Source organism: uncultured Microbacterium sp., from assembly GCF_963521645.1.
In the GTDB taxonomy this organism is placed as follows: Bacteria; Actinomycetota; Actinomycetes; order Actinomycetales; family Microbacteriaceae; genus Microbacterium.
Genome location: NZ_CAUQVQ010000111.1, coordinates 1 through 6,569, shown reverse-complemented (window position 1 = coordinate 6,569; position 6,569 = coordinate 1). Strand labels below are relative to the sequence as shown.

Here is a 6,569-nt window from a genome sequence, read left to right as displayed (position 1 = left end):
GGGAACGCCATCTCGCCGGTGAACAGCAGCGGCCGGCGGGTCTCGTCGAACTGCGCGCGCCGCTCGCGCTCGGTCTGCGCCGCCCACGCCGTCGGGCCGCTGTGCTCGTCGCCGTAGATCGACTCCTGCAGGGTCCAGAACAGCGGGTTCCCGGCGCTCGACGACAGCGTCATCACATCCTGCAGGAACGCAGGGGATAGCCGATCACCCTCGATGAAGGCCTTCTCGACCAGCCAGTGCAGGCGCTCGAATCCGGGCTTCATGCCGAAGTCGATGCCGAGCGACTGCCACCGCCGCACGCTCAGCACGTCGCCGTCGGGCAGCCGCACGTCACCCGCGGCCAGCCTGTCGGCGATGCGCGCGACCGCGGCCTCGTCGTCGGGATAGCGGCGGTAGAACTCGGCCGTCTTGGCCTCGACCCGATCGAACGTGCGGCGATAGACCTCGCTCGCGCGGGGCGGGATGCCCGGCACGCCGCCGCACACGTAGCTCGCCGTCAGGCCCTCGGGCGCGAACGACAGATACGTCATGGTGATCCAGCCGCCGAAGCTCTGCGCCAGGGTCGCCCAGCGGCGGCCGTCGTAGAGAGAGGCGCGCACGTGCTCGAGATCGCGCACGATCGAATCCGCGCGGAAGCACGCGAGGAAGGCGCCTCCCGCGTCGCCGCGCGCGGCGACGATCTCGGCATCCACCGGGGTGCTGCGGCCGGTGCCGCGCTGGTCGACCAGCACCACGCGGTAGTCGCGCAGGGCCTCGTCGATCCAGCCGTCGCGGCCGAGCGGACGCGGGTTCGCGCCGCCCGGCCCGCCCTGCAGATAGGTCAGCAGCGGACGCTCGGCGGTGTCGGCCGCCGGATCGACCAGCTCGCGCACGAACAGCTCGATCGTCTCGCCGTCGGGGGTGTTCCAGTCGAGCGGCACGGTCGTGCGGTACTCGCGGACGCGGATGCCGGGCAGCATGTACTGCGCGGTCGGTGTCGTGGTCGCCGCGGTGCGGGTCATCGGCTCTCCTCCGTGCTCACGGCGGCAGCGGCGTGCGGCGCTGCGGCGGTCCCCGCCTCGGGGGTCGCGCCTGCGCGTGCCGCCTCCGCCTGTCTGCGCGCGCGGTCCCACTCGGGATTGATGCGCGGAACCGCCCGCAGCAGGGTCTGGGTGTACTCGTGCTCGGGACGCTCGAAGATCTCGTCGCGCATGCCCGTCTCGACGATCGCCCCCTGCGACATCACGGCGACCCGGGTCGCGATCTGCCGCACCACGGCGAGGTCGTGCGCGATGAAGAGGTAGCCGAAGCCCTCGTCGGACTGCAGGTCGCGCAGCAGATTGATGACCTGCGCCTGCACCGACACGTCGAGCGCCGACACCGCCTCGTCGCAGATGACGAGCTTGGGTCGCACGGCCAGCGCCCTCGCGATGCCGATGCGCTGCGCCTGCCCGCCCGAGAACTGCGAGGCGTAGCGCTCGGAGTGCATCGGGTTGAGGCCCACCCTCTCCATGAGCTCGCGGGTGAACGCGCGGGCGCCGCCCGGGATCTTGCGTCCCTGATACACGAGCGGGGCCGTCACGAGGCGTTCGACCGTGTGCTTGGGGTTCAGCGACGAGTACGGATCCTGGAAGATGACCTGCACCGCGCCGCGGAACTCCCGCAGCTCGGAGCCCTTCGCGCGGGTCACGTCGGCCCCTTCGAACTCGAGCGTGCCGCTGGTGGCGTCCATCAGCCGGGCGACGAGTCGCGCGGTGGTCGACTTGCCCGACCCCGACTCGCCGACCACCGCGAGCGTCTCGCCGCGATGCACCTCGAGAGACACGTTGTCGACCGCGCGGAAGGTCTTCGACTTCCCGAGCGGACCGGCGGAGCCCGTCGCGAACTCCTTCACCAGGTCGGTGCCGCGGAACAGCGGTGTGGTGGGTGTCATCATGCGCTTCTCCCGTTCTGCACCGTGATCTCGGTCGTGCGCAGCACGCCGATCTCGTCGTCGATGCGCGGCACCGCATCGAGCAGCCGACGGGTGTAGTCGGCCTGCGGATCGCTGAAGACCTGCTCGACGTCGCCGCGTTCGACGGTCTCCCCCGCGCGCATCACGACGATCTGGTCGGTGACCTCGCTGACGACGGCGAGGTCGTGGGTGATGAGGATCAGGCCCGCCCCGGTCTCGCCGCGGATCTCGTCGAGCAGGTCGAGGATCTGCGCCTGCACCGTCACGTCGAGCGCGGTGGTCGGCTCGTCGGCGATGATCAGGTCGGGCTCCATGCTCAGCGCCATGGCGATCATGATGCGCTGGCGCATGCCGCCCGAGAACTGGTGCGGGTAGTGGTCGACACGGCGGGCGGCGTCGCGGATGTGCACCCGCTCCATCGCCTCGATCGCGACCGCCCTGGCCTGCCTGCGCGAGACGCCGCTGCGGTGCGAGAGGTAGGCCTCGGCGATCTGCGTGCCGACCTTGTAGTACGGGTTCAGCGACGACAGCGGATCCTGGAAGATCATCGCGATGCGGTCGCCGCGGATGCGACGCTTCTCGCGCTCGGGCATGCCGAGCAGCTCGGCGCCGTCGAACCGCACCGACCCGGTGGCCGTGCCGCCCTTGGGCAGCAGGCCCATGATCGCCAGGCTCGTCATCGACTTGCCCGATCCCGACTCGCCGACGATGCCGAGAGCACCGCCGCGCGGCACGTCGAACTCGAGGTCTTTCACGACGCTGACGGGTCCCTGTGCCGTACGGAACGAGACCGTGAGGTCGCGCACCGACAGCAGCGGCGCCGCATCCGGCATCCGGCCCTCGGGGCTGGTGTTCTCGGGCATGCTGTTCTCGGTGCCGCTCATGCGGTGGCCCCCGTTCTGACGCGCGGATCGATCGCTGTGTACAGCAGGTCGACCACCATGTTGCCGATGATCACGAAGAACGCCGACAGCAGGGTGACGGCCATGATGACGGGCTGGTCGTTGGCCGTGATCGAGTCGGCGGTGAGCTTGCCGACGCCGTTCAGGCCGAATACGGTCTCGGTGATCACGGCGCCGCCGAGCAGACCGGCGACGTCCATTCCGAAGATCGTGACGATCGGCGTGAGCGCCGGCCGCAGCGCATGACGCCGCCAGACCAGCGCCGGTTGCAGACCCTTCGCCCGCGCGGTGCGCACGAAGTTCTCCTGCAGGGTGTCGATGACGTTGGCACGCGTGAGGCGCGTGTACACCGCCGCGTAGCCGACGGCCAGGACGATCCACGGGAGGATGAAGTTGAGGAACCACTGCACGGGGTCGTCGGAGAACTTCACGGCCTGCGGGAACGGCAGCCAGCCCAGCGCCACCACGAAGATGAACTGCAGCGCGAGGGCGAGCACATAGTTCGGGATCGACATGGAGCCGAGCGTGAGCCCTGCGAAGAAGCGGTCGAGGAACTTCCCCTCCTTCACGGCGCTGAGCACACCGGCGATCACACCGCCGAGCAGCCACAGCGCCGCTGCGCCGATCGCGATGGTCGCAGTGATGGGCAGCCGCTGCACGATCATGTCGCCCACGAGCTGGCTGGTCTGGAACGAGTAGCCCAGGCACGGGGCCGCGCACTCGACCGCGGCACCCGCGACCGTGAACGTGCGGCCGGTGAACAGGCCGCCCAGGTAGCCCCAGAACTGGGTCCAGAACGGCTGGTCGAGCCCGAGGTTCAGGCGGATCTGCTCGATGCGCTCGGGCGTGCAGTTCTTGCCGCAGATCTGCACGGCGGGGTCGGCCGACAGCAGGAAGAAGATCGCATAGGTGAACAGCGTCACCAGGAACAGCACGACGAGCATGCCGAGCAGACGCGAGCCGACGATGCGGATCATGAGCGGGCCTCCCCACTGGTGGCGATGGTGCGGATGCGGTCGCCCAGGGTGGTGAACGACAGCACCAGGAGGAAGAGGAACGCACCGGGGATCACGAAGTACATCGGGTCCACGGCGTACCACGGGGTCGCGGCGGCGATCATCTGGCCCCAGCTCGGAGTGGGCGGGACCACGCCGACGCCGAGGAATGAGAGCCCGGCCTCGGTGCCGATGTAGCCCGGCACCGCGAGCGTCGCCATGACGATGATCGTGGACTGCAGGTTGGGCAGGATCTCGCGGAAGATGATGCGCGCGCTGGTCGCTCCCGAGGCCTTGGCGGCCTCGACGAACTCGCGCTCCTTGAGCGAGAGGGTCTGCGAGCGCACGATGCGGGCGAGGTAGGGCCAGCCGAAGAGCGAGATCACGACCACGAGCAGGAAGACACGGTTGTCGGCGGGGAGGGCCGAGAGGATCGCGATCATGAAGATGAGAGCGGGGAACGCCATCAGGAACTCCATGACGCGGGAGATCACGAGGTCGATGAGTCCGCCGAAGTAGCCGGCGAGCAGGCCCATCACGACGCCGATCACGGTCGTCAGCAGTGTCGCCGAGAGGGCGACGGTCATCGAGACGCGGGCCCCGTAGGCGATGCGGGCGAAGATGTCGCGGCCGCTGCCGGGCTCGACGCCGAACCAGTGCTCGGCGCTGATGCCGCCGAAGGGTCCGATCGGGATGGCGCCGAGGTTCGGGTCGATGGCCGACTGGTCGAACTGGTACGGGCCCCATCCGCTCAGCATCGTCAGCAGAGGCGCGAAGATCGCCATCAGGATGATGAGCAGGATGTAGGCGCTGGAGAGCATGGCTCCCCAGTCGGTCAGGAACGCGCGAAGCAGCCGCCGGCCAGAGGCCGGGGGTGACTCCAGTGTCGTTTCGAGACTGGAGTCACCCGCCGGCGTGGCTTCGGACTCGAGCGATGTCGAGCTGAAGGTCATGCTCAGCCCTTCGAGGGGTCCTTGAGACCGATGATCGTCAGGTCCGTGAGGCTCGTGCTCGGGTAGTAGCCGGCGATGTTCTCACCCGGCAGGAAGATGCCCTTGCTGAAGACGAGCGGCGCGATGGGCGAGAGGCCCATGATCTGCTCGTCGAGGTCGCCCCACGCGGTCTTCGCCTCGTCGACGTCGGTCATCGCGGTGATCTCGTCGATGCGGTCGTTGACGGCCTGGTCGTTGATCTGGGCGAGGTTGGAGTTGCCCTTCTCGAAGATGTTCCGTCCGTCGAACAGCGGCGGGATGATCGTGCTCGCGCTCGAGGCCCAGTCCGGGCACCATCCGGTGATCGCCGCGTCGTGCTGCTGCGAGGGCGTGCCGATCGTCTCGTAGTAGATCGAGGTGTCGATCACGTTGAGGTTGACCGTGATGCCGAGCGGCTCGAGAGCCTGCTGGATCGCCTCGGCCTGACCCTGCATGAGCGGCTGCGAGCGGATGTCGAGCGTGAACTCGAAGCCGTCGGAGAGACCGGCAGCGTCCAGCAGCTCCTGCGCCTTCTCGGTGTCGCCCTTGTCGCCCTCGGACTCCCACAGGTTGAAGTCCTTGAAGCTCGAGACCACGGGCGGGATGATCGTGTACGCCGGATCGGCGAGCTGCGTGCCGCCCGAGGCGTTCACGAGCGCCGAGCGGTCGATAGCCCAGTTGATGGCGTCGCGCACCTGCGGGTCGTCGAACGGCGCCTTGGTCGTGTTCATCGACATGTAGGTCGTGCAGAAGGCATCCGCCGTGATCGCACGATCCTTCAGCTGCGGGGTCTGCAGACGCGGCAGCGTGGCCGCGCTCACCGTGCCGGCGATCGCGTTCCGGTCGTCGCTCTGACCCGCGATCATGCGCTCGTCGATCGTGGCCGCGTCGATGCCGATCTCGAACTCCCAGCTGTCGGGATACGCCTTGCGCACGTCATCCGTCGCGTCGTCCCAGTACTCGTTGCGCTCGAGCACGATCGAGCTGCCCGGGGTGTACTCCGCGAGCGTGTACGGGCCCGAGGCGATGACGTCGTTGATGAACTCGTCGCCCGCGCCGGTGCCCTCAGGGAACGGCACGGCGTTGGGCTGCGCGAGCACGTTGTCGAACTCGGGGAACGGCTTCTTCAGGTGGAAGACGATCGTCTTGTCGTCGGGCGTCTCGATCGTGGGCAGATCGCCCGAGACGTAGGGGCCCTGGTAGTCCTCGGGAGCGTCGATGACCTGACGCAGGTACGGCGAGCCGATGCCGACCTGGGGGTCCCACGAGCGCGAGATGCCGAACTTCATGGCCTCCGACGTGATGGGGGTGCCGTCGTCGAAGAAGATGTCGTCCTTGAGCGTGTACGTCCAGGTGAGGCCGTCTTCCGACGCCTCGCCGAGCTTCTCGGCCAGGTCGGGGACGATCTTGTTCGGGTCCTCGGCGTCACCCGCAGCCTGCATGGTGAGGCCGCGGTAGATGAGACGGTAGAACGCGTTGACGCCGCCGTCGAATCCGCGGGACGGGTCGAGGTACGAGAAGTCGGCGTTCTGCAGCATGTGCACCGTGCCGCCCGACTGGGGCGTGCCGTCGGTGCCGGGCTGGGAGGCGTTCGAGTCACCTCCTCCGGCAGAACAGCCGGTGACGAGCAGAGCGGATGCGGCTGCCGCGGCGATGAATGCGGGGAGCCTTCTAGATGCGGTCACGAGACCAGACCTTTCTGTCGATTGCGCCATTGCGAATGGTTTCCATAGAACCCCATGACAGTGCAATGTACAACTGTACTGGT

General features: G+C 68.3%; 6 protein-coding genes. All 6 read right to left on the bottom strand.

Translation table 11 applies throughout. From position 1 onward, the window contains the following. The coding region (locus RWO82_RS14630; RefSeq protein WP_314428261.1) for an alpha/beta hydrolase family protein at nucleotides 1-1,001 on the bottom strand (1,001 nt) is incomplete at its 3' end. After that, a complete protein-coding gene (locus RWO82_RS14625; protein ID WP_314428260.1) occupies nucleotides 998-1,912 on the bottom strand; it encodes an ATP-binding cassette domain-containing protein in 915 nt (304 codons plus the stop codon). The genes RWO82_RS14625 and RWO82_RS14630, both read right to left, overlap by 4 nt. Continuing rightward, nucleotides 1,912-2,817 carry an ABC transporter ATP-binding protein gene (locus RWO82_RS14620; RefSeq protein ID WP_314428259.1) on the bottom strand — a complete coding sequence of 302 codons (906 nt, stop codon included), beginning with the start codon at nucleotides 2,815-2,817 and terminating at the stop codon, nucleotides 1,912-1,914. The genes RWO82_RS14625 and RWO82_RS14620 overlap by 1 nt, the downstream gene beginning before the upstream one ends. Further along, nucleotides 2,814-3,812 carry an ABC transporter permease gene (locus RWO82_RS14615; RefSeq protein WP_314428258.1) on the bottom strand — a complete coding sequence of 333 codons (999 nt, stop codon included), beginning with the start codon at nucleotides 3,810-3,812 and terminating at the stop codon, nucleotides 2,814-2,816. The genes RWO82_RS14620 and RWO82_RS14615 overlap by 4 nt, the downstream gene beginning before the upstream one ends. Continuing rightward, nucleotides 3,809-4,783, bottom strand: coding sequence for an ABC transporter permease (locus tag RWO82_RS14610; protein WP_314428257.1), 975 nt, complete (start codon nucleotides 4,781-4,783; stop codon nucleotides 3,809-3,811). Before RWO82_RS14610 ends, RWO82_RS14615 begins: the two co-directional genes overlap by 4 nt. 2 nt (nucleotides 4,784-4,785) lie before the next feature. Beyond that, nucleotides 4,786-6,486 carry an ABC transporter substrate-binding protein gene (locus tag RWO82_RS14605; protein ID WP_314428256.1) on the bottom strand — a complete coding sequence of 567 codons (1,701 nt, stop codon included), beginning with the start codon at nucleotides 6,484-6,486 and terminating at the stop codon, nucleotides 4,786-4,788. Nucleotides 6,487-6,569 lie beyond the last annotated feature (83 nt).

Excerpts from the sequence above, each read along its gene's own strand:
- RWO82_RS14620 (WP_314428259.1), bottom strand. The coding sequence starts at position 2,817 with ATGAGCGGCACCGAGAACAGCATGCCCGAGAACACCAGCCCCGAGGGC.
- RWO82_RS14610 (WP_314428257.1), bottom strand. The coding sequence starts at position 4,783 with ATGACCTTCAGCTCGACATCGCTCGAGTCCGAAGCCACGCCGGCGGGT.
- RWO82_RS14625 (WP_314428260.1), bottom strand. The coding sequence starts at position 1,912 with ATGACACCCACCACACCGCTGTTCCGCGGCACCGACCTGGTGAAGGAG.
- RWO82_RS14615 (WP_314428258.1), bottom strand. The coding sequence starts at position 3,812 with ATGATCCGCATCGTCGGCTCGCGTCTGCTCGGCATGCTCGTCGTGCTG.